Annotated in this window: 27 protein-coding genes and 1 pseudogene; 12 read left to right on the top strand and 16 right to left on the bottom strand. The window is 51.0% G+C overall.

Annotation, left to right across the window (positions count from 1 at the left end; translation table 11 throughout):
- Positions 1–136: 136 nt before the first annotated feature.
- A complete protein-coding gene (locus tag QJ48_RS01950) occupies positions 137–670 on the bottom strand; it encodes a hypothetical protein (protein ID WP_054971980.1) in 534 nt (177 codons plus the stop codon).
- Between the two features lie 207 nt (positions 671–877).
- On the opposite strand from QJ48_RS01950, the gene QJ48_RS01945 reads away from it, so the two are divergent.
- The 8 genes from QJ48_RS01945 to QJ48_RS01910 all read left to right on the top strand — a co-directional run bounded on the left by QJ48_RS01945 (position 878) and on the right by QJ48_RS01910 (position 9968).
- Positions 878–1918, top strand: a complete 1041-nt coding sequence (locus QJ48_RS01945) for a YheC/YheD family protein (RefSeq protein ID WP_054971979.1) — start codon at positions 878–880, stop codon at positions 1916–1918.
- A 254-nt stretch (positions 1919–2172) separates the two neighbouring features.
- Positions 2173–3339 (top strand): glycosyltransferase family 1 protein, encoded by a 1167-nt coding sequence (locus QJ48_RS01940; protein ID WP_054971978.1) that lies wholly within the window; start codon positions 2173–2175, stop codon positions 3337–3339.
- A 103-nt stretch (positions 3340–3442) separates the two neighbouring features.
- Positions 3443–4450 carry a mannose-1-phosphate guanylyltransferase gene (locus tag QJ48_RS01935; RefSeq protein WP_054971977.1) on the top strand — a complete coding sequence of 336 codons (1008 nt, stop codon included), beginning with the start codon at positions 3443–3445 and terminating at the stop codon, positions 4448–4450.
- A 23-nt stretch (positions 4451–4473) separates the two neighbouring features.
- Positions 4474–5427, top strand: a complete 954-nt coding sequence (locus tag QJ48_RS01930; RefSeq protein ID WP_054971976.1) for a GDP-mannose 4,6-dehydratase — start codon at positions 4474–4476, stop codon at positions 5425–5427.
- 42 nt (positions 5428–5469) lie between these two features.
- Positions 5470–6807 carry a glycosyltransferase family 4 protein gene (locus QJ48_RS01925; RefSeq protein WP_054971975.1) on the top strand — a complete coding sequence of 446 codons (1338 nt, stop codon included), beginning with the start codon at positions 5470–5472 and terminating at the stop codon, positions 6805–6807.
- A 34-nt stretch (positions 6808–6841) separates the two neighbouring features.
- Positions 6842–8554, top strand: coding sequence for a DUF4214 domain-containing protein (locus tag QJ48_RS01920; RefSeq protein WP_054971974.1), 1713 nt, complete (start codon positions 6842–6844; stop codon positions 8552–8554).
- 32 nt (positions 8555–8586) lie between these two features.
- Complete coding sequence (locus tag QJ48_RS01915) at positions 8587–9225, top strand: acetyltransferase (RefSeq protein WP_054971973.1); 639 nt, start codon at positions 8587–8589, stop codon at positions 9223–9225.
- A gap of 116 nt (positions 9226–9341) precedes the next feature.
- On the top strand, positions 9342–9968 hold the full coding sequence (locus tag QJ48_RS01910) for a class I SAM-dependent methyltransferase (RefSeq protein WP_082420297.1): 627 nt from the start codon (positions 9342–9344) through the stop codon (positions 9966–9968).
- A gap of 235 nt (positions 9969–10203) precedes the next feature.
- On the opposite strand, the gene QJ48_RS36565 is transcribed toward QJ48_RS01910, so the two are convergent.
- Entirely contained in the window at positions 10204–10350 is a 147-nt protein-coding gene (locus tag QJ48_RS36565) for a hypothetical protein (RefSeq protein ID WP_157261474.1), read from the bottom strand.
- Positions 10351–10585: 235 nt separating this feature from the next.
- Here QJ48_RS36565 and QJ48_RS01905 point away from each other — a divergent pair, with 235 nt between their 5' ends.
- From QJ48_RS01905 to QJ48_RS36555, 3 genes are all read left to right on the top strand, one after another.
- Positions 10586–10867, top strand: a complete 282-nt coding sequence (locus QJ48_RS01905) for a hypothetical protein (RefSeq protein WP_054971972.1) — start codon at positions 10586–10588, stop codon at positions 10865–10867.
- A gap of 86 nt (positions 10868–10953) precedes the next feature.
- Positions 10954–11124: a hypothetical protein gene (locus QJ48_RS36560; protein ID WP_157261473.1), complete on the top strand. Its 171-nt coding sequence runs from the start codon at positions 10954–10956 to the stop codon at positions 11122–11124.
- A 34-nt stretch (positions 11125–11158) separates the two neighbouring features.
- Positions 11159–11323: a hypothetical protein gene (locus tag QJ48_RS36555; RefSeq protein WP_157261472.1), complete on the top strand. Its 165-nt coding sequence runs from the start codon at positions 11159–11161 to the stop codon at positions 11321–11323.
- A gap of 62 nt (positions 11324–11385) precedes the next feature.
- Here the strand turns inward: QJ48_RS36555 and arsC are convergent, their stop codons facing one another.
- From arsC to QJ48_RS01860, 11 genes and pseudogenes are all read right to left on the bottom strand, one after another.
- The gene (gene arsC, locus QJ48_RS01900; protein ID WP_054971971.1) at positions 11386–11811 is read right to left on the bottom strand and encodes an arsenate reductase (thioredoxin); all 426 of its coding nucleotides are present in this window, start codon (positions 11809–11811) and stop codon (positions 11386–11388) included.
- A 25-nt stretch (positions 11812–11836) separates the two neighbouring features.
- Positions 11837–13249, bottom strand: coding sequence for an arsenic transporter (locus QJ48_RS01895; protein ID WP_054971970.1), 1413 nt, complete (start codon positions 13247–13249; stop codon positions 11837–11839).
- Between the two features lie 13 nt (positions 13250–13262).
- Positions 13263–13574 carry a metalloregulator ArsR/SmtB family transcription factor gene (locus tag QJ48_RS01890; RefSeq protein ID WP_054971969.1) on the bottom strand — a complete coding sequence of 104 codons (312 nt, stop codon included), beginning with the start codon at positions 13572–13574 and terminating at the stop codon, positions 13263–13265.
- Between the two features lie 130 nt (positions 13575–13704).
- Positions 13705–14010 (bottom strand): YheC/YheD family protein, encoded by a 306-nt coding sequence (locus QJ48_RS38440; protein ID WP_054971968.1) that lies wholly within the window; start codon positions 14008–14010, stop codon positions 13705–13707.
- Positions 14007–14165: a YheC/YheD family protein gene (locus QJ48_RS38435; RefSeq protein ID WP_237762779.1), complete on the bottom strand. Its 159-nt coding sequence runs from the start codon at positions 14163–14165 to the stop codon at positions 14007–14009. Before QJ48_RS38435 ends, QJ48_RS38440 begins: the two co-directional genes overlap by 4 nt.
- Positions 14146–15301, bottom strand: a pseudogene (locus QJ48_RS01880) (2-aminoethylphosphonate aminotransferase). The gene QJ48_RS38435 and the pseudogene QJ48_RS01880 overlap by 20 nt, the downstream one beginning before the upstream one ends.
- 12 nt (positions 15302–15313) lie before the next feature.
- On the bottom strand, positions 15314–16021 hold the full coding sequence (locus tag QJ48_RS01875; RefSeq protein ID WP_237762775.1) for a thiamine pyrophosphate-binding protein: 708 nt from the start codon (positions 16019–16021) through the stop codon (positions 15314–15316).
- Between the two features lie 219 nt (positions 16022–16240).
- Positions 16241–16339, bottom strand: a complete 99-nt coding sequence (locus QJ48_RS38430; RefSeq protein WP_082420296.1) for a dihydroorotate dehydrogenase — start codon at positions 16337–16339, stop codon at positions 16241–16243.
- A gap of 929 nt (positions 16340–17268) precedes the next feature.
- Complete coding sequence (locus tag QJ48_RS01870) at positions 17269–17880, bottom strand: DUF4304 domain-containing protein (RefSeq protein WP_054971993.1); 612 nt, start codon at positions 17878–17880, stop codon at positions 17269–17271.
- A gap of 339 nt (positions 17881–18219) precedes the next feature.
- Positions 18220–19026: a DUF2935 domain-containing protein gene (locus QJ48_RS01865; RefSeq protein WP_082420295.1), complete on the bottom strand. Its 807-nt coding sequence runs from the start codon at positions 19024–19026 to the stop codon at positions 18220–18222.
- A 104-nt stretch (positions 19027–19130) separates the two neighbouring features.
- On the bottom strand, positions 19131–19316 hold the full coding sequence (locus tag QJ48_RS01860) for a hypothetical protein (RefSeq protein WP_054971967.1): 186 nt from the start codon (positions 19314–19316) through the stop codon (positions 19131–19133).
- 245 nt (positions 19317–19561) lie between these two features.
- On the opposite strand from QJ48_RS01860, the gene QJ48_RS01855 reads away from it, so the two are divergent.
- Positions 19562–21049, top strand: coding sequence for a hypothetical protein (locus QJ48_RS01855; protein WP_054971966.1), 1488 nt, complete (start codon positions 19562–19564; stop codon positions 21047–21049).
- 5 nt (positions 21050–21054) lie between these two features.
- Here the strand turns inward: QJ48_RS01855 and QJ48_RS01850 are convergent, their stop codons facing one another.
- The 3 genes from QJ48_RS01850 to QJ48_RS01840 form a co-directional block, all read right to left on the bottom strand.
- Positions 21055–22062, bottom strand: a complete 1008-nt coding sequence (locus tag QJ48_RS01850; RefSeq protein ID WP_054971965.1) for an N-acetylneuraminate synthase family protein — start codon at positions 22060–22062, stop codon at positions 21055–21057.
- A 136-nt stretch (positions 22063–22198) separates the two neighbouring features.
- Entirely contained in the window at positions 22199–23710 is a 1512-nt protein-coding gene (locus QJ48_RS01845) for a hypothetical protein (protein ID WP_054971964.1), read from the bottom strand.
- A 183-nt stretch (positions 23711–23893) separates the two neighbouring features.
- Complete coding sequence (locus QJ48_RS01840) at positions 23894–25666, bottom strand: glycosyltransferase (protein ID WP_054971963.1); 1773 nt, start codon at positions 25664–25666, stop codon at positions 23894–23896.
- Positions 25667–25715: the final 49 nt, after the last annotated feature.

The raw sequence follows: 25715 nt of genomic DNA, 5'->3' as shown, positions 1-25715 counted from the left end.
CAGATTGCCGAACGGCCGGCCCGACTCCTCTGCTGCTGCTCGGCGGCCTAAGCGGCGCCCTGCTCTACGCGGGAACGCCGCTTATGCTCTTCCTTGCGGGTATCGATGGGCTCTGGCGCGATTCTCAATCCACCCGTCAGGTTAGCTTCTCGATATAAAGCGATGCGCTTACGACCGGCGTGCCGCCTCCGATGGTGCTTTGCAATACCACGTTGCCCGTATTGTCAATCCGGTTCAACGTCAGCACGCCGCCGGCCGTCAAGTTAGCGACGACCTGCCCCGTATAAGGCTGGTTTCCTGCATTGGTGCCGTAATTGCTGCACAGGACCAGGCTAGCCGGAACCGGACCGGCGCCGTCCGGATCGAAGAACAATCCGAACGCGCTATTCCCTGCAGTCGGGAACACCTCCCAATTGATATGATAAATGCCGGTTTCCAGAATGTTGATGGTTGAGGTCGGGGTGAAAGTAATCGCCGTTCCATTGATCAGCGAATTGTTGAAGGTAACGACCCCGCCTTGCCCACCCGGAGCTGCCGCTGCGGCAACATTCTGGTCTACCGTACTGCACAGAAAAGCAAATGCGGTGATCCTCGCCGGACCTTGCGGTCCTTGTGGTCCTTGTGGACCCTGTGGTCCTGGAGGCCCTGGAGGGCCCGGTATTCTACCCATACGTGTTCACTCTCCTTTTTGATTTCACAAACAATGTACTCACGGCATACGCCTTTAGACAGGGCGAGTGCCCATGTCATCCCGATTTTTTTTTGCTGTCTCCTGCACATGCCTGTTTTCGATCAGATTGTGTTGTTGTCCATTCATTTTCCATGCGTCTACATACCTTGTTTACAACTCACTTTAAAACGATAAAGGAGAAAGCGTATGAAGAAGAAAAGCGGTACCGTCAAAACCTTCGGCATCATGGTCGCGAACTCCAAGCAAAGGAAGTACGTCCTGAGCAAATATCTTGCCTGCAAAGCGGACCATATGAGACTATTCTGTTTCACACCGTCCGAGATCGATTGGAAGCGGAAAAGCATCCTCGGCCTCCATCATTCGAACTGGAAGTGGGTACAGCACCGGTTTCCTTTCCCCGAAGTGATATATAACCGCTGCTACAATACGAAAAAGACGACCCACCAAAGACTGAAGACCCTCATCGGGAGCAACAAATGCTTCAATCAGCAAAATCGATTCGACAAATACGAGATCTACAAGCTATTAAGCCAAACGCTCGCTCCTTATTTGCCCGAAACCGCTCCTTATGACCGGGAGACCGCGGCACAGCTGCAGAAAACTCATAAAGTACTGTATGTGAAGCCTTGCAACGGTCATCAAGGGAAAGGGGTATACCGTGTGGAGGCGAAGGAGTCGGGGGAAATTCATATTAGCCAGCATTATTTTTTACCGGAATTTATCGCTGCAGACGTCCCGGAAAGTCAAAAGAAGCTTAACAAGCTTCTTGGGTCCACCCATTACCTCATCCAACAAGGAGTCGAATTGCAGCAATGGAATGAACAAGTTTTCGATATCCGGGCGCTTGTTCAAAAAGACGAGTCAGGGGGATGGTCCGTAACGAACGTCGTTAGCCGGATCGCTCACAAGGGCTGCTTTAATACGAGCATCTGCGCCCAAGTTTGTTTGTCCGAAGAAGTGCTTCGCCATTTGTACCCGCAGGAGAAGGCCGACGCCTTCCTTCAAACGATACGCGACATCAGTCTGAGAGCCGCGCAAACCGTAGAGTCGGGCACAGGCCTTCATCTGGGCGAGCTTAGCGTCGATTTTGCGCTGGACAACGGCGAGCGGCTGTGGATCATCGAGGTGAACGGCAAGCCGCAAAAAGAGATCTACGACCAGATCTCCGGCCAAGACGAGGTTTATAAGCGTCCGCTGCAATACGCAGCCTATTTGCACACCCATTGACCATTACATGGGTCCAGTATATGGGTAAAAGCTTGGCAAGGTTATTCGCCTGTTCTGTGCGATGAAAATTTTTTCGTCAACTCCTGCGGCCTGTCATCCATCGATGGCAGGTTTTCATTTGTACGAAAATTAGGGTCCCGACAAAATTATTCCGGCTGGGACATACGTCGTGCCGATGAAGTGGCCTATCCCATATGTTAGTACATACGAATACACAAACCTGACAAACTTTGCGCTCAAGGAGAGATCACGGAATGAAAATATTGATATGGAGCTACATGTTCTCCATCGGAGGCGGGGGCAGGCTGCTGACGAATTTGGCGACGGCGCTTGCCCGGCAGCCTGACGTGCAATTTGTCCGGGTCGTCCTGTCGGCTCAGACCGGTTTTAAAGACAGAGTCAATACGCAGCTGCATCCCAAAGTGAGCATTGTATACAGCGAAGAGGACATTCGGAACACCCCGAATCATTCGTGCATTGCCGATTGCGACGTCGTGTACGTATTTTGGCCGCACGGCCCGGCGTTCGTCGACTTTCACAAGCCGACCGTCATTACGTTCCACGATGCCACCATCTTCGATTACGTGCCGCCGTTCACGCCGGGATCGGTTGTTCGCGAGCATTGGGAGAAAGCCAAGGGCTGGCTGGAACGAAGCACGCACGTCGTCGTTTCTTCCGAGTATGTGAAGTCGAGACTCGTCGCGCATTTCGGTCCGGTCTGCCAATCCGCCTTTCTGATTCAGCATGCGATTTCACCGTCCAAATATTTCGAGAAGCCGGCGCTGGATTCCGCACTCGCCCAGAGCTACCCGTTCCCCTACTTCATTTATCCGGCCAACACCTCTCCGCACAAAAACCACTACAATCTGCTTCTCGCCTACTCGCGCTTCTCCCGCCGAAGCCAGCACCCGCTTTTTCTGATCGGCTACAATACGGAGATGCTAAGAAGCGTTCCGCCCCACTGGCCGGAACTGGCTTCGATTCCGACCTTGGTCTCGCTGATCAAAAGATTGGGGCTCCAGATCGATAGAGACGTCTTCCCGCTCGGGCTGGTGCAGGACCAGTTGGTCGCTCCGCTAATCAAAAACGCCTACGCCCTGATTATGCCAAGTCTTTCCGAGGGAGGAGGCAGCTATCCGGTGGAGGAGGCGCTCAGCATGGGAACGCCGGTCTTATGCTCGGACATCCCGGTCATGCGTGAGCATCTGGTGAGACGGAGCGCGGAAGTAGCCTGGTTTAACCCCGAATCGCCGGACGATATGACCCGCGCGATGGAGAGCTTGGCTGACAACTACGCGCGCTACAAGCAATCCGCTGTCCTGGGCATGAACGACCCTACGGTTTCCTGGGACGATATTGCCAGGAATTACTTGGCTGTATTCCATTCCGCCCATTACCGTTATCGCGGGTATTCCTTGTAATTTGTACGATTGTACGGGGGACAGTCGACGTTCCGATGAACCGGCCCGCCCCAATATATTAATCGGAGGCGGAATGATTAACTGCATAAGGAGGATGAGACCGATGAAAATCATGATCATGGCCGGCGGACAAGGAACGAGATTTTGGCCGCGCAGCGTCAAATCGAAGCCGAAGCAATTCCTCTCCCTAACCTCCGAAGAAACCATGCTGCAGCAAACGTACCGCAGATTTCTCCAGTATGTGCCGGGTACGTCCATCTATGTCGTGACGACAAAGCAATACGCCAGCATTGTTCACGAGCAGATTCCCGAGCTGAAGCAGGAACACCTCATTATAGAGCCCGAACCGAAGGATACGGCTCCTTGCATCGCTTTGTCGGCGCTGCATTTTTTGCAAAAAGGGGAAGACGACGTTCTGGTGACGACCCCGTCCGATCAATATATCCCGGAAGGAAACAGCTTGTGGGAGGCGTTGAAGCAAGCGGAGACCGTCGCCAGGTCAGGCCATTCTATCGTTACCTTGGGAATCGCGCCGACCCGGCCGGAAACCGGATACGGCTATATCGTGACGGAAGAGCCGACGGCCGAGGGGCCGGCGCTTGCGGCGAAAGCCTTTATCGAGAAGCCCCCCCTGGAGCGGGCCAAGCAATTGATCGAGCAAAAGAACGTGTACTGGAACAGCGGCATTTTCATTTGGAAGCCCTCGACCATCGCCCACTATATGAGCCGCAGCCAAAAGGATATGTGGACGCTGCTCGAAGGATGCGGCGGGCAGTGGAAAGACGTCTATTCGCGTTTGCCCAAAATATCCGTGGATTACGCCATCTTGGAGAAAGCTTCGTCGATCTATACGATCCCCGTTCATTTCGAATGGGACGATATCGGCTCATGGACCTCGCTGGAACGCGTTCATCAACCGGATGACCAAGGAAACATCGTGATGGGAGACGCCTCCCCTCTCTATACGAGCAACAGCATTGTCTATACGGAGAACCTGAAGACCGTCGTCATCGGAGTCAAAGATTTAATCATTGTCACGACCCCCGACGGCCTGCTCGTATGCAACAAAGCCCACGAACAGCATATCCGGGACGCTCAGAAATTTATGTAACGTTAAAGGAGGATAACGAACTTATGAAGGTGCTTATTACGGGGATTTCCGGCTTTGTCGGAAGCCATATGGCGGAATATCTGCTGCAGGAGCATGATGTCGTAGGGACGATCCGCCAGCGAAGCCGACTGGATCACATCAAGCACTTAAAGGATCTTCAATTGGTCGAATTGGTCGAATGCGAGCTGCGCGATCCTTTTTCCGTCGAGGCCCTGATCGCAAGCGTGAAGCCCGACCGGATTTTCCATCTGGCCGCCCAAAGCTTCGTGCCGACCTCCTGGAACTCTCCGATCGATACGATCTACAACAATGCCGCCAGCCAAATCAACATCATGGAAGCCGTCCGGCGGATCAAGCCCGACTGCAAAATTCAAATCGCCTGCTCCAGCGAGGAATACGGCCACGTCGAAGCCTACGAGGTGCCTATTAAGGAAACGAACCCGCTTCGGCCGCTCAGCCCGTATGCCGTCAGCAAAGTAACGCAGGAGTTTTTGGGCTATCAATATTACAAAAGCTACGGTCTGCACACCGTCATCACCCGGACCTTCAATCACACGGGACCGCGCCGGGGAGAAAACTTCGTCACTTCGAATTTCTCCAAGCAAATTGCCGATATCGAAAAAGGCAAGCAGCCCCCGGTGCTTTATGTCGGCAATCTGCAAGCCAAGCGGGACTTTACGGACGTCCGGGATGTCGTACGCGCGTATTGGCTGGCGCTGGAGAAAGGCGTACCCGGGGAAACGTACAACATCGCTTCCGGCTCCTGCATCACGATCGAAGAGATGCTTCAGAAGCTGCTTGCGCTCAGCAAGATAAAAATCGAAATCAAGATCGATCCGGCCCGTCTGCGTCCGTCGGATGTGGAAATATTGCTGGGAGACTATCGGAAATTCCATGAGACGACCGGCTGGAAACCGGAAATTCCATTGGACCAGACGCTCAAAGATCTTCTGAATTATTGGCGCTCTTTCCCGTAAGGCGGCGGCCTGCAGATCCATTCCAGTCTGGAGATGAAAGACATGCGAAAGAAGAAATCCCGGCGCGCTTCGGGCTCCCGGAGCCACAAGCGGACCTTGTCCAAAGCCTCCAAGAGGCCGAAGCGCAAGAAGGCGCTCCAGAAAAGCCGTGCAGGTCTTCGCCGGCATCGAAAAAGCGTAAGCCGCAAGCGGAAAAAGCGGCTCCCGTCCTTGCGTACCCGCCGGCCTAAGGAGACCAAGGCCGTTTCCCCTTCGCCATCCGCTGCAGCCCCTCCCGCTATCGGGGTGAATTTGGTCGGGTTAATCCGCGCGGAGACCGGCATCGGCGAATCCGGCCGGTTAGCTGCCCGGGCGCTGCAGGCGACGAACATTCCGTTCGGGATATTGAACTGCCCTGTATACGGAGATTACCGCAACGAAGATATGACGTGGACGCATAAAGAAATGCAGGCACCTGCCTATAACGTGAACATTTTCCACGTTAACGGGAACACGCTGAAGCATGTCGTCGACCACTTCGGCGCTTCCCTTCTGCACGGGCGCTACAATATCGGCTTCTGGCATTGGGAGCTTCCGGAGCTTCCCGACTTTTACGCCGAAGGCTTCCAATTCTTGCAGGAGGTGTGGGCGCCCTCCACCTATGTGGCGGCCAATATAGCCAAAAGGTCTCCGATTCCCGTCATCCATATCCCGCACGGCATCGAGGTAGCTTACGATGCGGCGATGAACCGGACCTACTTCGGCTTGCCGGACAACCGGTTTCTGTTCTGCTCCATGTACGACACGCAGAGCTTCCAGGAACGGAAAAACCCCCTCGCCGTCATTGAAGCGTTCAAGGCGGCTTTCGGGAGGGACGATCCGTCGGCCGGTCTCGTCGTCAAAGTGAACAATGCGGGGGTGAAGCCGGACGATATGGCCCTTCTGCATCGCGTGACAGCCGGCTTCCCCCAAATTATGATCATGGATCGCACGCTTCCGCGTCATGAAGTGAACGCCCTGATCGCCTGCACCGACAGCTTCGTCTCGCTGCACCGTGCCGAGGGCTTCGGTCTCGGCTTGGCGGAAGCCATGTATCTCGGCAAGCCGGTGATCGGCACGCACTGGTCGGGGAATACGGATTTCATGACCCCGGAAAACTCCTGTACGGTGGGGTATAAACTCGTACAAGTAGGAACGGATCACGGGCCTTACGGCGCCCATCAAGTGTGGGCCGATCCCGACATCGGCCAGGCGGCCGGGCATATGCGCAATCTGGTACGGGATGCCGGGTGGCGAAGCCGAATCGCGGCTGCCGGACAGCAGACGATCCGCAGCCGGTATTCGCCCTCTGCCGTCGGCCGCTTGATCGAGCAGCGCCTGGCCCATCTCGGCTTGCTGTAACGGCAAGATAATTCATGGTAAGGGAGGTTGTCGTATGGACATGATCAACTTAAGATTGGGCAGCGCCCGCTTTGCGGAAAAGCTGAAGCAAGCGCCGACGCTCCGCTTTATAGACATTTTGCGCAATCTGCTGCTGCTGGAAGGAGAGGCGTTCATCTGGGAACTGTACCGGCAGTTCTTTTTCCGGGACGCCGATCCGGAAGGATTTCATTCGCATTTGAACGGGCTGAACGCCGGCGTGCCGAAAACCAACTTCTTGCTCTATTTCCTGCAAAGCGGCGAAGCCGAACGTCTGTACAGCCCGTCCCAGTCTCCGGCGAAATATCCCCATACGACGTTCATCGGTACGTTTCACCGCATTCATCATGTGACGGATGTGGAATTCGTCTATTGCTTATATCAAGACTTGCTGCTGCGCCAGCCCGATGTGCCGGGACTTCACAGCCACATTCACCATCTCTCGCTCGGCTTGCCCCGGATCCGTCTGCTCTGCAGGTTTATCGAATCCGGGGAGTTTCAGGAGAAGATTCATACCGTGCCGCCGTTAGCTGCGCCTCTGCTGCCTCATGCGTCATCCATTAAGCATATCGGTATGTTTCTCGGGTACCAGCCGAAAATCCATCTGGACGGGGAAGGCATCGGGCGCTTTGTCGTCCGATTGACAGAAGGCTTGCTGTTGAACGCTCCGGACGTTATGATCCACGTCGCGACGACGGAGCATAATTTTTCGGAAGTGGAGAAATTGTTCCAAGCCTTCGCCACGCTCTATCCGAACAGGCTGTTTATGCATCATTTTCCAAGCGTACCCTGGTTGAACCAACATCTCCCGGTTGACGTCTGGTGCGTGCCTTATGTAGGAATGGATATGGCCTTGCAGCTTGAGCGTCCGGTCGTTTTATGCATTCACGACCTCGTGTACACGCATTTTCGGGAGCTGTACGTCCGCAAGCATCCGGAATTAGTTCAAGGCTTGGACGCGATCGTTCATGCCATGGCGAACAAAGCGGTTAAAGTGGTCTTCAACTCGGCATACGTTCAAAATTATGAGGGCCTCGGCTACTTGCAGCTCCCGCTTCATAAAACGCAGGTGATCCGATTGGCCGCCCCCGTGGAGGAATACCGCAATCTGGGATTGCTGGCCGAAGAAACTTTTCGCAGCAAGCATCAATTGTACGGGGAGTATCTCGTGTTCCCTTCCATCATCCGGGCGCATAAAAATCATGACCGGCTGCTGGAGGCTTTTCTGAATTACAGGCAGTCCCCCGAAGGCCGGGCTTCCAAGCTGAAGCTCGTTCTGACGGATCATTACCGCCACAGACCGCTGGAGCACGAAATCGCCGCCGTGCTCGGACAGTGCCGGGATCATGAAGCTTTGAACAGCATCGTTTACTTAAGACTCCCGTCCGGCGACATGCCTTCGCTGTATAAGTATGCAGCGGGAACGATCGTGCCTACGCTTTTCGAAGGAAGCTGTCCCTTCCCGATTCTCGAATCTCTGACCGTCGATACGCCGGTAGCGATCAGCCGGATCGAGGTCGCCAGAGAAGTCATCGGCGATATGAATGCGTTCGTCACGTTCGATCCTTACTCGGTGCCCGAAATGACCGCCGCCATCGCGCAGCTCTACCGGAACCGCCATTCCTTGGTTTTCCAAGAGAAAGCCGCCCTACGGGGAACGCTGCAGCGTACGTGGTCCGACGTGGCGCAAGAATATTACCGGCTATTTCAAAGCCTCATTCACCGGTGATCGGAATCCGCTGAATCGCAAGGAGGTCCGTAATGACGACAATACGCAAAGTGGTCGTTATCGGCGCCGGAGGTCACGCCAAAGTCGTCATCGATATTTTAAAGTCCGACCCTACGGTGGAACTGGCAGGCTGCACAACCAAAGCGCCAGGTACCGAAGTGTCGGGCATTCCTATCCTTGGCGACGATTCGGTACTGCCGCGCCTGTACGAGGAGGGCGTCCGGCACGCCTTTGTCGCCATCGGAGACAACCGGCTGCGGGAGAAGCTGTGCCGGCAAACGGCCCAGGCCGGCTTCGGGCTCGTCAATGCCATCAGCCCGCGCGCCTTTATTGCCGAATCGGCGACGCTCGGAAGCGGAATTGTCGTTATGGCCGGCGCCGTGATTCACGCCGAAGCGCATATCGGCGATTACGCCGTCATTAATACGAACGCGTCGGTTGATCACGAATGCCGGATCGGCACCGCATGCCATATCGCGCCGGGGTCGACCTTGTCCGGGAACGTGACGGTCGGAACGGGCACCTTCCTCGGCACGGGAACGAAGGTGATCGACGGCATCCGGATCGGAGCATGGTCCGTCGTCGGAGCCGGAGCGGCCGTTGTCCGCGACATTCCGGACGATTGTACGGCCGTCGGCGTTCCGGCGCGGGTCATAAAGCAGAGAAACTAAGGCGAAGACGCCTCCTATCCTTTGCAGGATGAGGGCGTCTTTTTGCGCAAGGTATTTTCTTCTTGGATTTTTTTCAATCCATCAGGTTAAATTATACTTCATGACTACATTGAAAGATGGTGAATTCCATTACAGTTTCATTTGCGCCGCGCCTGTATCATTGGTTTGTCCGTCCGAAATGGGTTACCAAAAAATATATTCATGATCGCGTCCAATCGAATTTTGCATTTGACGGTAAATCCGTGTTAGATTTCGGCTCGGGTACCGGGGCTAACTGTTCCATGTTCCATCCGTTGTATTATGTTGGAATGGACCCGGATGCCGGGAGAATTCAGTATGCCCAGCGATTGTATCCCGATCATCAATTTCAAGTACTCGAAAATAATGCGATTCCGTATCCGCACGAATCGGTCGATTACATACTGATTATCGCCGTGCTGCATCATATTTCTTCGGACGAAATCTCGAAATACTTGAAGGAGTTTCAACGTGTGCTGAAACCGGACGGAACGATCATCGTGATGGAGCCTTGTTTGTGCAAGAGTAAACCTTTATGCAACACGTTTATGAAATGGTACGACAAAGGGGAATATATTCGTAACGAGGCACAGTACCTGCAATTGTTTCAAGACCACGATTATAACTGTACGGTTCTGGACCGGTTCCGCAAATGCTTCTTGTATCACGAGCTATTTTTTTCGGCCAAGCCTAAACTGCAAAAAAACCTCACAGAAAATAGGTGAGGTGAGCTTGTTGAGAAACCCGCTTCGCGTATAAATTTTTCAGCATACGCCGGTGGGGTATATCCCTCCAGCCGCTCTTGAAACCCGTGAATTTGATTAGACGGTATTTTCACGGGTTTCAAAGGCGGACGTAAACTCTTACGGGATATACCCCACCTCTATTTGTTTTGAAATTTTCTACTTCTTGGGTTTCTCAAACAGCCTGACCTCACCGGAATAGGTGAGGTCAAACCCATTATCGGAATAACCGAAATCCCCGCGCGCCTTGCAATACGTTTCTGCGGCTGCCGTTGCGTCTTGCCACGCCGTAGGCGACAGCTCCGCCTGCGGCTAGCGCCAGAAGCGACACCGTTGTCCATGTTCCAAACATTTTTCCATTCATGATTGATATGATCGCTCCTTAAGAACATGATGGGTTAATGCCCTTAACCATGAGTAGTTTACGACGGATTCGACAAAATCATTCGATCAATATTTGGGTTTGGGAGACATTGAAAGATCGCAATAGAGTCGATAAAAGTCTAGCGGAATTAAACTATATTCAGATATATACCACGTTCAAATCTTATTTATGGATCATAGAATAAATAGACCAACGAGAGAGGAGGAGAGCAAATATGAGTAGAGTGGAACAAACCGTCAGCCATAGCGGCAACTCGCATGTGACGGTTATCGTTGATACGACCCCTATCGCCTATGCCATGGTTCTCTGTTTCTACGGCTCGGGAAAACTAAGTCCAGCGGAACTGAACTCTTTTTTGGCCAAATTTAAAGGTTCCCTTAACCTGCAGCAAATTACCGCACCTGAACGTGCTTGGCGGACCTCCGCCAAAGGAAAAATCGCTCAAATCAGCAACAAATCGATACGCTATGACTATCAAATTTATCCTGTGAACTAAAAAAGTCTATGAAAATATGAGCATCTATCAGTCTCACAATGGCATAAAGCTTCATATGCTATGATTAAGAAAGGCGGTGATTTCCAATGACTACCCGCAAAGGCCATTCAAATTCCGGATATTCTTTTAAAAACTTCATTAAAAACAGCGGAAACTCCTACGTAAAAGTAAAAGTTGAGACAGAAGCCGTCTCCAAAGCCGTAGCAGAAGCCCTGCAAAAGCAGCAGCAACAACAACGGCAAAACAAATGGTACTAATCGCAGCTATCATAAAAGAAAGGTGAAGATTGCAATGGGCAAATCCAATCATTCTTCGGGCTATGACAAAAACTTCATTAAAAACAGCGGAAATTCTTTTGTAAAAGTAAAGGTGGATACAGAAGCCGTCTCCAAAGCCGTGGCAGAGGCTCTGCAAAAGCAGCAGCAACAACAACGGCAAAACAAATTTAATAGCTAACAGGAGCAAACAAGTAATGCTCGGGCCCCGATCACCCGGGGCCCCTTTCATTTTACAATGGACTAAACCCCTTTTTGCACGAACTGTTCAATCCGATGCTTGATCGAATCGCGAACGTTACGGAACTGGGCCATAATTTCCTCTTCCGTACCGGTTGCTTTGGCCGGGTCATCAAACCCCCAATGCCACTTGATCACGTTCTTGTTCAAGATCGCAGGGCAATGCTCATCCGCATGCCCACATAGCGTAATCACATAGTCGGCCCGGTTTAACATCTCCGGATCAATCACATCCGACGTGTTGCCGCTAATATTCACGCCGGCTTCCTTCATAACTTGAACCGCCCGGGGATTCAACCCATGTGCTTCAAGCCCGGCACTCTTCACTTCGTATCGATCATGTCCCAGAGCTTTCAAAAAACCGTCCGCCATCTGGCTTCTGCACGAATTACCTGTGCACAAAAAGTAAACCAATGGTTTGTTCCTCATCGCGATATCTCCCCTGAATTTCGAATTAAACGCCTTGTTGTCTGCCTTTACTCAGCTTGCTCCCCAACACCGCTTTCACGATCATCGCTATAACAACCAGAACCATGGCAATCGTTATCGTAGAGATCCATACATTCGCGTGAGTAGCTTGGAGCAGATAAAGCCATAAATAAAGACTTGTGAGCGTAATAAACAAAGTAGGAACGGTTAAAATAATACCGATTTTAAAATAATAGCCCCAGCCGATTTTCATGTTTTTCGCAGATAATACATGCAGCCACAGCAGGGTAGCCAGGGAGCCGATCGGCGTAATTTTGGGTCCCAAATCGGAACCGATCACATTCGCATAAATTAACGCCTCACGAATGAAGCCCTCGGTTTCTGTCCCCTTAATGGCCAGCGCGTCGATCATGACCGTCGGCAAGTTGTTCATAATCGACGATAGGACAGCCGCGATGAACCCTGTTCCTACGGCAGCCGCGAACAGTCCATTGTCTGCCACTGCTTGGATGACGCTGCCCAGCGCATCGGTTAACCCGGCATTTCGCAATCCATAAACAACCACATACATGCCGATGGAGAAGACAACAATCGACCAGGGAGCCTCTTTAACAAGCTTCCAGGTATGAATGGCCGGGCTTTTTCTCGCGGCTGCAAGAAAGGCGATAGCGGCGATCCCCGCAATAGCCGATACGGGAACGGAGAACAACCCGCTTACGAAATAAGCGATAAGCAGCGCCAGCAAAATGACCCAAGACCATTGAAACAGTCTCCTATCCTTAATGGCTTCGCTTGGCCTTTTGAGCCGGGCGGCATCATAACTCCTTGGGATACTTTTGCGAAAATACAGGTACAGCACAAGAAGACTCGCCAGAATGGAAAAGAAATTAGGAACGAGCATACGGCCTGCATATTCCGCAAAGCCGATGCCGAAATAATCGGCAGATACGATATTGACCAGGTTGCTCACGACCAATGGCAAGGAAGCCGTATCGGCAATGAATCCGCTCGCCATAACAAACGGCAAAACCATTTTGTCCTCAAACTGAAGCGCCCGGACCATAGCCAGCACAATCGGCGTCATGATCAAGGCTGCGCCATCATTGGCAAACAAGGCAGCAACCGCCGATCCGAGCAGAATGATACTTATAAACATGAGCATGCCGTTGCCTCGTGCGAGCCGCGCCATATGTAACGCCGCCCACTCAAAAAAGCCGACTTCATCGAGCACCAATGAAATTAAAATAATGGCTACAAATGTCAAGGTGGCATTCCATACGATGCCGGTTACGGCGGCAACATCCGCGAAGCTCACCACGCCGAAGATCAAAGCAAGGACGGCTCCCGCACTTGCCGACCAGCCGATATTCAATCCCTTGGGCTGCCAGATGACGAACGTTAGAGTAACCAAAAAGATAAGAAACGCAGTGACAGCCATATACTCCTCCATCCTATTCGCAAACGTTTTTGAGCTGCCCGATTTTATCTTTAAACGATGGAACGAAGTCCAAAACCGCTTGAAGATAAGGCTTATGTTCGAGATTTGAGGAATAATAAATCCATTGCCCTTTGCGCGTTTCATTTACAAGCCCGGCGGCTCTTAATTTGCGCAAATGCTGGCTTGCATTGGGCTGCGACGTTTCCAACAGCTCCACGAGGTCGCAAACGCACAGGGCCCGCTCTTTCAATAAAGCAAGAATCGTTAGACGTGTCTTGTCGCCAAGCAGCTTGAAGCTGATGGCCATTTCATTGATTTGTTCCATGGAACCCCTCTCTCGCCCTGAATTAAAGAAATTACAAAATAAATATATATCAATTCAATTATATAATCAATTGATTATATAATAAAAAAAATGTAAACATCCTATAGACATGGTGAAACCCCTCTACTAATTAATAGTAGAGAGGCCCACGGTTTACGACTTGTTGTGTCCGCACAGATTTTTTATAGGCCATAATTCGCCGATACATGGTTCGATCTTTCAGTTTAAGAAAATGGGACATGGACGGAAACAGATTGGCTTCAATGATCCACGGATGGCCTTTCAGGTCCAGTCCCACATCCAATCCGTATATACGATGTTCTGGAAACAGGGCTCTTAAGCGCCTGGCCGACATTAAAGAAATTCGGTCGATCTTCGACTGCAAGCTTTGTGGAGAAAGATGTCTTATAGTAGATTTTTGAATGGCCGTCTTCACTGGAAGTAACCTTCCTTTATGACTTGTCGATATTTGGAAACAAGATTCCAAAAAGCAAGTTTCGTCAGCATTCTCGTTTCCGGCACGTAGGGGGCCAACGGTTTATATTTTTTCAAGAACCAATATTTCAGCCACTTATTTTTTGTCGCTGACATCACCCGTCTCCTCCTCCCGTTTTACAAAACCGATGCATTGGAGATAGTACTCAAGCCGTTCCAGGAACACTTCGATATCTTGATAAGCAATATCCCCCATCGTTGCGATCCTGAAAGTATTCAATCGATCTTAGTTTACCGGGGTAAATGGTGATCCCTTCGCTGTAAAAATAATCGTGCATCTCTTGAAAATGAAAGGCGGCGCAATCCGGTTCGAGGATGGAAGTGACGATTTTGGCGTGATATTTGTCGGGGACGAGGTAAGTTAAACCTAGCCGGGTGATGCCGTTAATGAGCGTGGTCCACGAATTTACATACCTTTCATAGCGTTCTTCCACGCCTTCCTGCTTTAATTCCTCAATCGCTTGTTTTAGCGCATACAGGGTCTGCACAGGCGGCGTAAACCGCATTTGCCGCTGTTCTGAAAAATACTTGTATTGGGCATAAAGATTCAAATAATAATTTCTCGGCTTCTTGTGCTTCAAGCTCTCCAATTTGTTTTTTTCCGCTACGATAAAGGAAACTCCCGCCATGCCCTGAAGATTTTTATTGGAGCTTGCGGCCAAATAACGGATATTCATTTCCTTCATTCGAATCGGAACAGCGGCAAAAGAACTCATGGCATCCACGATCATGTCGATTCGATACCGGCTGCATAATTCGCCAATGGCCTTAATATCGTTAAGCAGACCGGTGGTCGTCTCGTGATGCACGACGGCAAGATGCGAAATCGCGCGGCCGGAGGCTTGTATGAACCCTTCCAGAGCATCCAAATCAATCGCATCATCGGAAGGGCTTTTAAATTCCAAATAATGCAGCCCGTAAGCTTCCGCAATCTCACATATCCGTTTCCCGTACGCCCCATTATTGATGACGAGGACAACATCTTGTTCCGCCAGGACCGAGCTGATCATGGATTCAATCGCCGCCGTGCCGGAGCCGCCGAACAAAACCGTCGTATAATGATCCGGATCAGCGACCAATCGGGTTAGCTCTGCGGAGATATAGGCCATCAAATCGCCGAATTCCGGTTCGCGGGGACAAATATCCGGTACCACCTGCGAGAGCTTCACGCTATCGCTTGTTGTCGCTGGACCGGGATTAAGCAAGATATTCCTCTTCACAGCCCGCATCATATTCCCTCTTCCCTACTGTCCGATAAAACCCTGTTTCAAAAACCGCTGCAGTCGTTCTTTTACTTCGTAAGGCTTCATGTGGGGACGTCCAAGCTGCCCCTTGGCGTTTTTAGATATTTTCATATATAGAAAAGTCAATCCTTTGGTTTGCTTCCAATCGCTCAAGGCGGCTTCCAATTCTTCTAAATTATGAATATATAGCGACTTCGTGTAGCCGCAGGAAGCGGCAATGGACGATTGTTGTTTTCGCAGCACCTCTTCCTCGAACGTCCCTTTTCGAACGACAAAGAAAAAAGAACGGTTATTCGCGATATGCGCATCAGCCTGTACCAGTTGACGCTTGGCCTCTTCCAAATCGTTAGATAAATACTGCCATTCCACTTGCATCAAATCCAGCAGCCCGGTTGTGATTCTGCCCATCAGTTCATGCTGAGGCTCATCGGGAATACCCGGCTCCCCGCGGAGACTGACAAATCCAAGCAGCGGAATCCGGAACGGATAGGTAAGGGAGGTCAATGGGGATACGGCGTTGGTCAGACCCGAATTTTGCATGAGCACAACCGACTTCTTTCCCCCCACATAGGCACCGGATGCAATGGCGACCGCATCCCCTTCATTCGCTGCTGCAACATATTCGCATTCGTTGATGGCATAATTGATTAAATTTTTCAGAAAAGAGCACGGAACACCGCTAAACAGCTGAAATCCCAGATTTTTCATTTCCTGCCCAAATAACCTCGTGTTGATCCACGGTGTAAACCTATATCTCAAAAATTTTTGTCCCACAACTCTCAGACATCACTTGCCTATGGTGTGCCTACAAGGGAACGATATCCTCGACTGGCTTAAAACAATATGAATATGTGTTCTGATCATAGTTAACCCCCAAAAAAAAGAGCCGCCAACGGCGACCCCTTCAACGTAAACTCATTATTGATGTTAGATCCCAAAACTGCGACTAACAATCACCAACAAAATAAAAAGAACCAGAATAACACCTGTGGAAGTAAAACCACCGAAACCTCCGACGCTGCTCACCAGTCAACACTCCTTTAACATTTTTGGGTATCGGCTTGAAGCCTCCTGAGCACCCACGATTTTATTGTATTCGGGAGTGAACATATTGTTTGGACGGTTGATAGGGAGAAAATGTCATGCAATTATATAAACCCAGATTTCGTTGTGCTCGCATCCCTACCGTGTGAAAAATTGCTGCTTCGCTAATCGTTCATATTTTGCTCCTGTCCTGTAAGGATAAGTATCGATCCCATTATTTCAACCTGAGTTTTTCCAAGTCGGTTGTTGGCTCCATGAGGACCGCCCCCAGTTCGAGTTTATGAGATCAATCTATGGGGACCTATCCAGAAAAAACACGGCATTTACCTAGTGGGAAGAAATTAAGTATGCGTCAAATATGCTGAAAAGGAGCCTTCCGCTTAAAGAAGGCTCCAACTTCTAAATTGATCGTGCTTTGATGAAAAAGCGGTGAAGAGGCTTTAGCATTGACAGGAACTCAATAGCACCTCCACCAGAAAATGACTTTGAGTCGGTGTATCCTGAAATATTGCGGAGATCCATTTCCCACATTTGTTCGCTCAGAGGCACTAAAATCTTAAATACCATTATATTTCAAATTTATCTCTATCTTGCAATTTCTTCGTTATGCGTTTCCAGAGCGAGGGCGGCATTTCAAAATGGGTATTTAAAAATTTGGGAAATACTTATTACTGCTATTCTGAGCTTGTCTTTCGTTCTCTCAAGTGTGCTTCCTGCGGCAAAAGGTACTACTCAGCGGATTTCGTCATCACAGGAAATACAATCCCGTATTTGGAAATTGCACTAACTGGCGTAGAAGGGAGTTAGTGCCCGGATTATCTTGCACCTACCAAAAAAATTCGTTGCGGGGTAAGGTATCATCAAGTTTTTTTGCCACCACATCACTTCTCACTTACGTTCACTTTGCTGACTTATAGCTTATCAATTTCCACTCCGTATTTATTAAAGATGGCCTTGTATTTATTTTCGAATATGGTCCATCGCCGTTCTGTTCCATACTTTTCCTGCAAAGCCTTCAAATAATGTTTAGCCGCTGCTACATCATTGGATTGCAATAGCAAATGAAAGCTCTCTTCACCCAGATGTAAAAATGGACCTGAAGTATAATAATCAATAATGGATCTGGCACTGGTCATAGTATCATAGAAATGAATAACCTCTTCTAATCCACTTAGCAGCGTTTTTCTTAAATCATCCATATTCGTATCAGGAGTGATTGAAAATCGATCTGGAACAGACTCAACAATTTCCCCAATTCTTGCTCTGAAGTGACACTGCGCTTCTTGGGGTGCTGTCAGAATCTCTCTCGATTGTATCTGTGCCAACTCCGCTGCATAAATACCGCAGTTCACATAAAACATTACATTGTCCGCTGAATTGCCAGAGGATTTTTGGAAATTGAACATATAGATGAGGCTTTCTGTTATCTTACTGAAATTCAAAGTCTTCTTTGCGAAGCCACGCTTGGAAAGGAACGGCTTTACGTCCTGCTTAATCATATCGCTAAAGAGCTGCTGCAACATGATCCCTCCTGGAAGATTATTATAGATTTTTTTATTGCTCCTTCTAAATACATACTGCTCGCATTCCTTAAGAATATATGTTTTGTCCATATTATAGCATTTATCCGGTAGACTTCCGAAGCTGTTCAAGATAGACTGTTTCTTTGATAATGTCTGGCCAGCCTCCTTATGTGCCGTGCCATCGCTTTGAAAACATACAAATAACCTCCACCAGCATACGTTGGTGGAGGTTGTGATCGAATTTCTCGCTTCCCGGGCATCCTATTGTCATTTTTCGGGTCCCCTGATGCTCCTAAGTAACCAGGAACATCGGTTAACCCGGTTCATTGCCTGTCGTCATTATGATTCGAAGCCATCCTGGCCTCTCAAAAACTGTTCAAACATATCTAGAATGACAAGAAAATGCTCGGCTTCTCTAAATACATGATCAGCCAATAACGGATGAATAATGCTTTTTATACGACAGTCGTTTATCAAATCGCGCGCTGTCTTCTTAAAGTCGCGCAAAGATTTGACGGATACTTTATTCTGATCGACAAATTGGCTCAGCAGAGGAACCGTCTGGGATTGGGGGCGCATGGAGCTTAAATCTACGGCTTGAAAGACAAGCTGGTCAAAATCATGGCTAAATTCTCGCGCTTGCTCCACCAGCTTTCGTTCTGACGGATCAAGTAAATGACCGATAAATTTGGCATGGTCGGCCATGATTTTCAAGAAAAATACGTTTTCGTCGATAATGGCATCGGGCAGCGGTTCCAGCCTTCCGGCATTCAGCTCGGCCAACCGATTTCTAAAATAGTTTGCTTCGCGGCTTATATGATCGACCAATAGCGGGAAGTTATTGGCCCCGGGCAACTGACAGCTCAGGATTAACCCCAACACTTTTCTTTTAAAAGCCCAAATATAGCTAACCGCCGTGTAAACTTCCTCATTAAATTGACTAATCGTCTGCGGATCTGTATTCGCTTCATAAGCGTGCGATCTTAGTTCAATTTGTTCAAATACCGCAAAAAATTGATTGGCTTCATAAATCAACTGAGTATCTTCACATCTGAACCCCAGCCTGAGAAACAAGGAATGTTCCTTCATAATACGGGACCAGAACCTTATTTCTTCTAGCGAACGAACAACGAACAGATCCGACATGGGCATTCCTCCCGGCACTTAATTGCTTCTATAATAATGCCTATGCGGTCGATTCGTTTTTAAGATCAATTATTTACCGGATTCCGTCCATCCGATCGTACACATTAAGTCAATATCCGCTCCGCAGCGTAATGCTTCAGAACCGGTTCGATCGATCCGTATTGATCGATGTCCACAAACGTAAGCTCGCAGCCGTGCCGATGAAACCAGTATTCCTCAATCCCGTTCCCGGGCGCAATGCATAAAACGCTCTTATCGGCCAATTCATACTTTTCAATCAATTGCTCCATCGCTTCTTGAACGATCTGAATTCCGGTTCGGCATTCATACTACTGAAAAATTCCTCCGCTTGAATCTCGTATTTATTCAACGCCGGCCTCCCTTCATTACTTATGATTTACTTTTTAACCATTCTATGAATCAATTTCCAACTCGTGCGAAAGATGAACGCATGCCAGGTAGCACTGGCTATTGCTGGGACATACATTATATTGTACGGCCAATGAGAGAAATGAAAGGAAGGGAAGCTAAAACCATGTACAGCGAGATTCATATAAATGACCATATGCTGCTGCGGTACGGCTATACGGATGATTTGTTTACCGCCTTTCAATCGCTCGTCTATGAAGGAATCGAACTTCCATTGCTCATGCTTGGTGCTTATTACTACCATATAAGAGAAACGGTAGACACCCATTTGCAGCAGCCCGATATCGTAGCGCAGCAGCGGATGAACAGACAAGTGCAGTACATGCACGAGTATTACGACCGGCTGCAGCACATGCCCGAGACGGTTAGCGACTATTCACTGGACCCGAAGCGCGATGCCATTGCCTTCTGCGGCCAATTTCTCGATACGGCGCTCAAGGTGTTCCCCGATCGAAAAGCGCTGGTCCTCATCAGCAACGGCCACGACCAGGCCGCCGTTCAAGGCAAAACGCTCCCCCCCGGATTTACACCTTTCTATTTCCAGAAAGCTTATGTCGAGGAGATTCGTCAATTTAAGTTCTGCCAACCCGTATGGCTTCAGGTTCACGACCTGGTATCAAAGCATAAGGACCATCCGGTATTCGGAAGTGAAAAATTCGGGAACTGGCTCTACGCCCAGGCGAGAGATGCCATATGCTTAATCAACGTCGGTGAACGCATTATACGGGAGCATCCCGTCGGCCTCTTTCTCGATCACTCGGAGCTGATTTACCCTGGCAATGTCCTTTCGCTGCTTGCTTTAAAATACAAGCTTCCATTTATTCAGGTGCAAAGCAGACTCTTGAGCGATGTAAATATTATCCCGTCCCGCGCCTCCCGTTACGCCGTATACGGCCCGCACACCAGAAACTGGATGACGAAGATTGGGATCTCCCCCGATAAAATCGCATGCATCGGCAGCTTGCGCTTCGAAGATATACCGGGGGGAGATCTGAAGACGAAACAAGACTTGCTGAACGATCTGGGCATACCGGATGCTCGCTGGATCGTAGCTTTTACAAGCTCGCCTTATTCCGTGGAAACCAACGAACAGATCATGCGCTGGTTTTCTCAAGCCGGACAAGAGTTGCCGGTGCTGGTGGTGATTAAGATACATCCGGATGACCGTTATCCTTATCATGAACATTCAGACTCTCATATCCGGCTGATGCCGGACGGGTATTCGCTGCAGGATTTGCTGCATGCGAGCGATTGTGCGGCTACGGTCGTATCGGAAACGGCCTTGGTGGCGGCGATGCTGGAGAAGCCTTTACTTGTTCTTCAGCCCTCCATAAGCTACCACTACATCCTTCATAACAACAGCTATCCGAAGCATTTGGCCAAAGCCCATGCCGGAGCTGTCGTTCATTCCGCAGACGATTTGCGGCAATGCTTGACCGGCCTGATGCACGATGACAAGACCAGAAAGAGGCTTGCCATCCAGGCGAAACGCTTCCTGCGGCAATCATTGACGGTCAAGCAGCCGAAACCTTCGCAGCGCCTTTACCGCTTAGTGCGGGAATGGATGGGAACGAAATGGACCGACGGCGAATAGTTCGCTCACGCGAAATCCTTTTCGCTTAGAAGCTCGTCGCAGCCGATCGTTCTGGATGCCGTTCTCCCGATAATGTGCTTCATCAACGAGGGAGACAGACCCGTTCCGGGCCGCTTCGCATCCAGATCGTCGGCTTCGATCATTTTCCCGGCGGGAATGTCCCTTGACGCCACGATGCTTCTGCGAAAGATGCGCCGGTTATCCTGCTCCTCCGCGCTGAGCTGCCGCTCATAATTGCCCAATGCCGCTTTAATACGCCGGGCGCCGTCTACAATCTCCTTCATCTGCTCCGGGGTGGCGGACACTTTATGGTCCCAGCCGGGCAAGCTCTGATCCAGCGTAAAGTGCTTCTCAATCACGCATGCGCCTTTGGCGACCGCGGCAAGCGGAATGGCGGTCCCCAGCGTATGGTCGGAGAAGCCTGTCGGATAGCCGAACCGTTCGCGCAGCGAGTCGATATTGTTTAAATTGACATACTCGTCCTTCGGCGGGTATACCGATACGCAATGCAGCAGCACTATTCTTGTATTTCCGGTTTCTTCCACGGCCTGGACGGCTTCGCGAATTTCCTCTTCCGTTCCCATACCGGTCGACATGACCAGAGGAAGACCTGTACTGCCGGCGTGCTGCAGCAGGGGAAGATTGGTCACTTCCGTGGAGGAAAGTTTGAGAAACGGCACTCCGATCCGCACAAGCAAATCGACTTCGCTGCGGGAAAACGGAGTGCACGCAAAATCTATCCCGATATGATCGCACAGGCTCTTCATCGCCCGAAGCTTCTCTTCCGTCATGCTGTATTGGTCCAGCGTGCGTTCCAGCTCCGGATCATAGCCTGACTTGACCATCAGGCTCGTTTTCGTCCAGGATTGGAACTTCACGCAATCGCAACCGGCTTCCTTCGCCTGCTCGACCATTCGTTCGGCGAGAGCCATGTCACCGTTATGATTGGCGGCAATTTCCGCAATGATATACGGCTGTTCCGCTTGTTGGGACAGACGATTCCATAGGTTCATCCTACATAACTCTCCTGTCGTTTAATTTGATGACCGTTTAATAATCCGCGCGGGTACGCCGACCGCGACGCTATGGTCGGGAATATTGTCGATGCTGCAGTGACATTGGCATGCCCCCCGGCCCCGATAATTCCAATCATCGCGCTTGCTCCTTTCCACTTGACTGAAGCAGCCGCCGGACAAGCTCGTAAACGGCTGCCCCGGGCGACGGCTCCCCGCCGGTTAACGTCTTCCGCAGAAACGACCGGCCTTTATCCAGCAACGCGCTGCGAAACGATTCGTCTTCCAGCCATGTCCGCAAGCACGCGGTCAGCCCGCTTCCGGAAGTTACGATTTCCCCCGCTTCCGCCTTCGCCAAATGCCGCACATAGCCGTTATAGTTCAAATGGTAATCGTACGCCATATCCGGCTGCAGCACGATAACTCCTTTTTCCGCCATCGCCGCTTCGACCGCCGTCGTTGACGATATGGTCAGCACCAGATCGGCCGCATACAGGATCTCATCTAAATGAAAAAAGGGCGGAGCGATTGCCAGACGCTCCGAAACAAACGCATCGTAGCTCAACCGATCGTCGGGATGCGGCTTGATCATCGCGTAAACCGGCAGACTCCGCACGGTCTCCTGCAGCCATGCAGCGACGCTATAGTTGACAGAGGCGTCATACTGCTCCGTCATCAATACGAGGATCGGCGCGCCCGCTTCCCATCCACAGCAAGCAAGCAGGTCGTCGCGGGTATGAACGACCGGCCTGCGGCTCAGCTCCAGTCTGACGCTGCCGGTTTCCGTGATGGCCGCAGGAGGAATCCCTCGGCGAATCAGCCATTCTCTCATATGCCGGCCCCAGACGGCATAATGGCTCGCCCGGGCCGGCACCATGGAAGCGTCGCTGGATAAATGATGCTGCACATGAAGAAACGGCAGGCCGTGAATGCGGGCGAGCAGCGAAAGAATGCTTTGCCGGGGCGGCAGCTCCGTATGCTCGACGATCAGCTTGATCGGCCGGGTACGGAGCAGTTCGTGCAGCGCATCGATCAATTCCACGATAAATGGAATTTCCTCGTGCATCCAGCGGCGAAACGCCCCCCGGGCGAGCACCTCATGCTGTCCCGCTTGCCGGCGGAAAGCGGTGTGCAGCCGATCGAACGACCGCAGCAGCTCTTTGGTCTCTTTTCGCACCCGCTTGGAGGTGCTACCGAACAGCAGCTTATTGCCCAGCGGATAGACCTCAAACTGCGCGGGCAGCTTTTTGTTTTTCAAATATCTGCGCTCGTACAAATAGTGGGAAAGCAAAATGACTTTGTGCGGGGTTAAATGCCGCAATGCAAAATCGACGTAATTGCCGCACAGCAATACCGTATCGCGGCCCGACTCAGCCCCGAAGCTTCCCACTTGCCCGGGGAGACGCCGCAATCGCGTCTGGACATCGGACATGGAGTGCATGTTCCACAAGCTGCTTTTTTCTCGAACGTAAGCTTTGTCCGTTCTTCGCCGGTCGACCGTATCGCGGATGAAATGATGATACGGACGTATCAGCGCCAAGGGCAGCTCGATTCCATGCATCCGAAGCGGAGCGAAAGCTTCGAAGAAGTCCAGCGTGTAGCCGTAACGCAGAAGCAAATGCGGGTTCCATTCCTCTCCGCCATACATCGGTTCCGCCTCCTGTCTTGATGAGTACTTTCCTTTCCAATGAGAGAACTAGCAGCTTTCCCCATTCTCCAAATCGCGGATCAAGCGAATCAACAGCCTTCTATTTCTTCGAATGCTTCTTCTTAATAACCGAAGTTGGCGAAGCAGCCTGCGTTGTCTCTGATTCATACCGGTACCCCCCGTTTATTTTTGATTTTCAATCGTATTCGTGTACGAATCGACCAATATTCGCAAATTTTTAACGAGCTTAATGTCCCGGTTGGTGATGATTCGATCTTCCCTCACCTTGGCGGCAAGCAGGTTGGTCACTTCCTCCGCGACATTCAAGGTGTGAAGCTCCATGATCAAAAAATCCTTTAAGCAAATGTGGATCGTCTTCAAGTCAGCCATTCGATTCCCCTCCACGCCCGGCAATAGGCTTTCATTTGTTGATGCACGATGCGGTTCTTCAGTTCGGATATAGGCCTGACGGCATTCGTTATCCAACAGACTCTTCACCAGCTCGCCCATCCTCTGGCTCGGCGTCCGGTCATCCGTGAACACCATCTGCGTCAAAAACTGCTGTCCGGCTTGCACGACCGCTTCCCTCTCCCCTTCCCGGGAGAGCAGAGCGGCGATACAATCCACCAGCTCCCGGGCGGAATGCACCACGGGACCCGCATGCCCCCTGTCCAGAAAATACGGATAGCCATTGTAATTGATATGGTAATCGTACGGGAGCTCGGGCTGCAGCACGATGATGCCTTTCTTCAGCATGGCCCCTTCGATGGCCGTCGTCGAAGAAATGGTCGCTACACAATCCGACGCGTTCAGGATATCCTGCAGATCAAAGCCGGACGGCACCAGGTGAATGCGTTCGGAGACGAACGATTCGTATGACAGCTTGTCGCTCGGATGCGGCTTGACGATCACTTGAACGTCCGGCAGCATCCGGACCAGCTTTCTCATCCATCTCATGACGGTAAAATTGATGCTTTCCGGATAGCTTTCTGTCGTGTAGACCAGAACAAAAGGGGCCGGCTTCGCGCAGCATTCGCGGAACAGCTGCTCGCGCGTTTTTTGGATCCGTCTTTCGTTATGCTCCAGCCGCAGGCTGCCCACCTGCACGATGGAGCTTTCATCGATTCCGCGTTCGACAAGCCATTGCGCCATGCTCGGCCCCCATACCGCATAATGCGTTGCTCTCGTCGGAATCATCGAGGCGTCGCTGGTCAAATGGTTCTGCACATTGATGAACGGCAGCCCGTACGAACGCGCCTGAAGAGACAAAATGCTCCCGGGATAGATCAGCTCCGAATGATCCAGGATCACCCCGACCGGGTACTGCTTCAGCACCCCTTCCAGCAAATCAACCAAAACGATTCCTTGCCCGATATAGCTGCGCATCCATTCGGGAAATCGCGGCATGGAGAAGATTTCATGCTCTGTGGTCCCCCGTCGATCGGCCAGCGCTTCATCGATTAACGCAAACAGCTCGGTTCTGGCCTGCTGGGAAGCACTGCTGCGCAAAAACTGCTCGTGCAAGCTGTACACCTCGAACGTCGAAGGAAGAGACTTCCCCCGAAGCGCCCGAAGATCGTACGGATTCGAATGCAGCAGCAGCACCCGACGGTCGCTGAGCTCGGACAGCGCAAAATCGACGTATTGGCCGCACAGCAGAATCATGTCCCGGCTGGCGTCCTTGCCCCAGTCTTCGCGCTGTGGCGGCAGCCGCTGCAATTGCCGCTGCACGTCTTTCATCGAACGAAAGCTCCATTGTTCGCGTTTCCGCTCGACGAACGATTCGTCTTCCCGTTTCCGGTCGATGAAATCGCGGATCAAGACATGGTACGGCCGCAATAGCGTTAGCGGGAGCTCGACTCCTTTATAGACGACCTGCGAGAACCGTTCGAACAAATCGAGCGTATAGCCGTATCGAAGCAGCAAATGCGCATTGAATTCATCCCCACCGAACATGCTTTTCCCTCCTGCGACGATGTTGGGCCGTCCGTCATGCGGACATCCG

This window comes from Paenibacillus sp. A3 (genome assembly GCF_001399685.1).
Classification (GTDB): Bacteria; Bacillota; Bacilli; order Paenibacillales; family NBRC-103111; genus Paenibacillus_G.
This window is presented reverse-complemented; position numbering and strand designations above follow the sequence as displayed.

Bases quoted from the DNA above. Each gene is read 5' to 3' on its own strand.
- QJ48_RS01950 (WP_054971980.1), bottom strand. From the start codon at position 670: ATGGGTAGAATACCGGGCCCTCCAGGGCCTCCAGGACCACAGGGTCCA.
- QJ48_RS01945 (WP_054971979.1), top strand. From the start codon at position 878: ATGAAGAAGAAAAGCGGTACCGTCAAAACCTTCGGCATCATGGTCGCG.
- QJ48_RS01940 (WP_054971978.1), top strand. From the start codon at position 2,173: ATGAAAATATTGATATGGAGCTACATGTTCTCCATCGGAGGCGGGGGC.
- QJ48_RS01935 (WP_054971977.1), top strand. From the start codon at position 3,443: ATGAAAATCATGATCATGGCCGGCGGACAAGGAACGAGATTTTGGCCG.
- QJ48_RS01930 (WP_054971976.1), top strand. From the start codon at position 4,474: ATGAAGGTGCTTATTACGGGGATTTCCGGCTTTGTCGGAAGCCATATG.
- QJ48_RS01925 (WP_054971975.1), top strand. From the start codon at position 5,470: ATGCGAAAGAAGAAATCCCGGCGCGCTTCGGGCTCCCGGAGCCACAAG.
- QJ48_RS01920 (WP_054971974.1), top strand. From the start codon at position 6,842: ATGGACATGATCAACTTAAGATTGGGCAGCGCCCGCTTTGCGGAAAAG.
- QJ48_RS01915 (WP_054971973.1), top strand. From the start codon at position 8,587: ATGACGACAATACGCAAAGTGGTCGTTATCGGCGCCGGAGGTCACGCC.
- QJ48_RS01910 (WP_082420297.1), top strand. From the start codon at position 9,342: ATGGTGAATTCCATTACAGTTTCATTTGCGCCGCGCCTGTATCATTGG.
- QJ48_RS36565 (WP_157261474.1), bottom strand. From the start codon at position 10,350: ATGAATGGAAAAATGTTTGGAACATGGACAACGGTGTCGCTTCTGGCG.
- QJ48_RS01905 (WP_054971972.1), top strand. From the start codon at position 10,586: ATGAGTAGAGTGGAACAAACCGTCAGCCATAGCGGCAACTCGCATGTG.
- QJ48_RS36560 (WP_157261473.1), top strand. From the start codon at position 10,954: ATGACTACCCGCAAAGGCCATTCAAATTCCGGATATTCTTTTAAAAAC.
- QJ48_RS36555 (WP_157261472.1), top strand. From the start codon at position 11,159: ATGGGCAAATCCAATCATTCTTCGGGCTATGACAAAAACTTCATTAAA.
- arsC (WP_054971971.1), bottom strand. From the start codon at position 11,811: ATGAGGAACAAACCATTGGTTTACTTTTTGTGCACAGGTAATTCGTGC.
- QJ48_RS01895 (WP_054971970.1), bottom strand. From the start codon at position 13,249: ATGGCTGTCACTGCGTTTCTTATCTTTTTGGTTACTCTAACGTTCGTC.
- QJ48_RS01890 (WP_054971969.1), bottom strand. From the start codon at position 13,574: ATGGAACAAATCAATGAAATGGCCATCAGCTTCAAGCTGCTTGGCGAC.
- QJ48_RS38435 (WP_237762779.1), bottom strand. From the start codon at position 14,165: ATGTCAGCGACAAAAAATAAGTGGCTGAAATATTGGTTCTTGAAAAAA.
- QJ48_RS01875 (WP_237762775.1), bottom strand. From the start codon at position 16,021: ATGAAAAATCTGGGATTTCAGCTGTTTAGCGGTGTTCCGTGCTCTTTT.
- QJ48_RS01870 (WP_054971993.1), bottom strand. From the start codon at position 17,880: ATGTTGCAGCAGCTCTTTAGCGATATGATTAAGCAGGACGTAAAGCCG.
- QJ48_RS01865 (WP_082420295.1), bottom strand. From the start codon at position 19,026: ATGTCGGATCTGTTCGTTGTTCGTTCGCTAGAAGAAATAAGGTTCTGG.
- QJ48_RS01860 (WP_054971967.1), bottom strand. From the start codon at position 19,316: ATGGAGCAATTGATTGAAAAGTATGAATTGGCCGATAAGAGCGTTTTA.
- QJ48_RS01855 (WP_054971966.1), top strand. From the start codon at position 19,562: ATGTACAGCGAGATTCATATAAATGACCATATGCTGCTGCGGTACGGC.
- QJ48_RS01850 (WP_054971965.1), bottom strand. From the start codon at position 22,062: ATGAACCTATGGAATCGTCTGTCCCAACAAGCGGAACAGCCGTATATC.
- QJ48_RS01845 (WP_054971964.1), bottom strand. From the start codon at position 23,710: ATGTATGGCGGAGAGGAATGGAACCCGCATTTGCTTCTGCGTTACGGC.
- QJ48_RS01840 (WP_054971963.1), bottom strand. From the start codon at position 25,666: ATGTTCGGTGGGGATGAATTCAATGCGCATTTGCTGCTTCGATACGGC.